A 2,397-nucleotide genomic window follows, 5' to 3' on the forward strand; every position below is an offset into this window, starting at 1 on the left:
CCCCTGCCTTGCGCACGCAGTGCGTAGGGGAGCCAGGGGGAGCGGTGCCCATGCTCCCGCTGCTTCCACCCCCTGCACCACCACGGAACCCCATCAGTGAGACCGTCACCGCGGCTGATCACATTGCTGGTGCTGTGGGGCCTGCTGGGTGTGCCGGTGGCCCTGCATTACCTGCCGCTGCAGGCATGGACGCTGACGGCCGCGGCGATCGCGGTGCTGGCGCTGCTCGATGCGTTGCTGCTGTGGCGCCGCCCCACCCCGCAGGTACGGCGTGAACTTCCCGACTCGCTCGCCCTGGGCGTCGAACGCGAAACCTGGCTGCAGATCGATGCATTCGGGCGGCAACGCGTGGACGTGTACGACCTGGTCCCGGATGGCTGGGAAACGCCGGGCCTGCCGCGTCGCCTGACCCTGCCGCGCGCCAGCGAAACCCGTTTCAGCTACCACCTCACCCCGGCCAACCGCGGCACGTTCGTGTTCGACGGCGTGCAACTGCGCCTGCATTCGCTACTGCGCCTGTGGCGTCAATCGCGCATCGCCGGGCCGCCGCAGACCGTGCGCGTCTACCCCAACTTCGCCCCGCTCACCCGGCTGGCCCTGCTCAGCGCGGAAATGGCCTCGCGCCTGGTCGGCGCGCACCTCAAGCGCCGCCGTGGTGAAGGCACCGACTTCCACCAGATGCGCGAGTACCGCGTCGGCGACAGCCTGCGCCAGATCGACTGGAAGGCCACCTCGCGCGCGCGCAAGCTGATCTCGCGCGAGTACCAGGACGAGAAGAACCAGCAGCTCGTGATGATGATCGACACCGGTCGCCGGATGATGGCGCACGAAGGTGGCCTGTCGCATTTCGACCATGTGCTCAACGCCGCGCTGGTGGTGTCCTACCTGGCGTTGCGCCAGGGCGACGGCGTGGGCCTGTTCGCCACCGGCGGCGACAGCCGCTGGGTAGCGCCGCAACGCGGCCTGGGGGCGATCGACACGCTGCTGCGCGCCAGCTATGACCTGCAGGCGCGGCCGGTCGCCACCGACTACCTGGCCGCTGCCACCGAACTGAGCCTGCGCCATTCGCGGCGCACCCTGGTGATGCTGGTGACCAACGTCCGCGACGAGGACATCGAGGACCTGCTTGCCGCCGTACGCCTGCTGCAGAAGCGCCACCTGGTCTGCGTGGCCAGCCTGCGCGAAAGCGAACTGGACGACGCGCTGGCCCGCGACGTGGAGACCGTGTCCGATGCCATCCAGGCCGGTGCCATCACCCGCTACCTGCAACAACGCGCCGACGCCCACGAAGCCCTGCGCAGCCACCGCGTGATGGTGCTGGACGTCACCGCCGAAGAACTGCCCGCCGCGCTGGTCGAGCGTTACCTGACGGTCAAGCGCGACGGCCTGCTGTAGCCGGTAGAAGCGGCTCCGGTCGCGAAGTGGGTGTCGTCACCGGCACTGAAGAGCACCCCTTCCCAACCCTCCCCTTGGCTGCGCCAAAGGGAGGGGGCGGTCATGCATGGCCTTTCAGAATGCGAGGCATGCCGCTCTTGCCCCCTCTCCCTTTGGCGCAGCCAAGGGGAGGGTTGGGGAGGGGTCGCCTCTCCGCCTACGCCCACGCCGTAGGAGCACCTTCAGGCGCGAAGCCGATAGCGCTTCCACTGAGGGGAACCACCGCACGTAGAAACCATTGCTGCCTCGCGGCCGAGGCCGCTGCTGGCGTGCGCCGGCAATCACTCCGGCAGCCGTTGCAGCAGCCTCTCCAGCGCACGTTGCAGCAAGGCACGGTGTCGCGCCAGCTTCATCCAGGTGGGCAGGCGCGAGATCATCGAGGCGTTGTGCACGCCACCGCGTTCGCGCAGCTTCGATACCGCAAATGCCTGCAGCGCCTGCACATGGGCCGCGTTGTATGCCCACACCACCCCGGCGCGCGTGGACTCGACCAGGTGCAACGGCAGGCCGAAATGCGGGTCCGCCGGCGAACCGTCACGCACGCGGCTCATGCCGACCGCCACATCGCTTTGCCGCCCACATTGCCTGCAGGTACCGGACAGATGCGTCAGCCCGGCATGGGCGGCGCTGGCGCGCTGTTCGCACACCGAAACACATTGATGGCCGCAATAGCCGCAGGGACGGCGCCCGCTGTACCTGACCTGCCCCACCCATGTGCCTTCGGCGCTATCCAGCGACAGGCTGCAGCCAGCGCAACGGAAGCGCGCCGTCCAGCGGTAGGGCTGCCACTGCGCCAACACCCAGCCTGCCGTTCCACAGCGATGGCAACGCACCGCGATCCGGTCGGCATAGGCCGCCAGGTGCCGGCCATCGTCGAAATGACGGCCGGGCACCGCCTGCGTGCGGCCCTGGCTTCCCGGGGGGCGGCGCAATGCCATGTCAGACGTAGATCCGCGTGCTCCC

The 2,397-nt window shown here is 69.0% G+C and carries 2 protein-coding genes; one reads left to right on the plus strand and one right to left on the minus strand.

Annotation, left to right across the window (positions count from 1 at the left end):
• Window positions 1-96 precede the first annotated feature (96 nt).
• Complete coding sequence (locus tag VA603_RS11655) at window positions 97-1,395, plus strand: DUF58 domain-containing protein (RefSeq protein WP_323438948.1); 1,299 nt, start codon at window positions 97-99, stop codon at window positions 1,393-1,395.
• Between the two features lie 320 nt (window positions 1,396-1,715).
• Here VA603_RS11655 and VA603_RS11660 read toward each other — a convergent pair.
• Window positions 1,716-2,397: hypothetical protein (locus VA603_RS11660; RefSeq protein WP_323438949.1), on the minus strand; the 682-nt coding region annotated here is incomplete at its 5' end.

Source organism: Stenotrophomonas capsici (assembly GCF_034961085.1).
Classification (GTDB): Bacteria; Pseudomonadota; Gammaproteobacteria; order Xanthomonadales; family Xanthomonadaceae; genus Stenotrophomonas; species Stenotrophomonas capsici.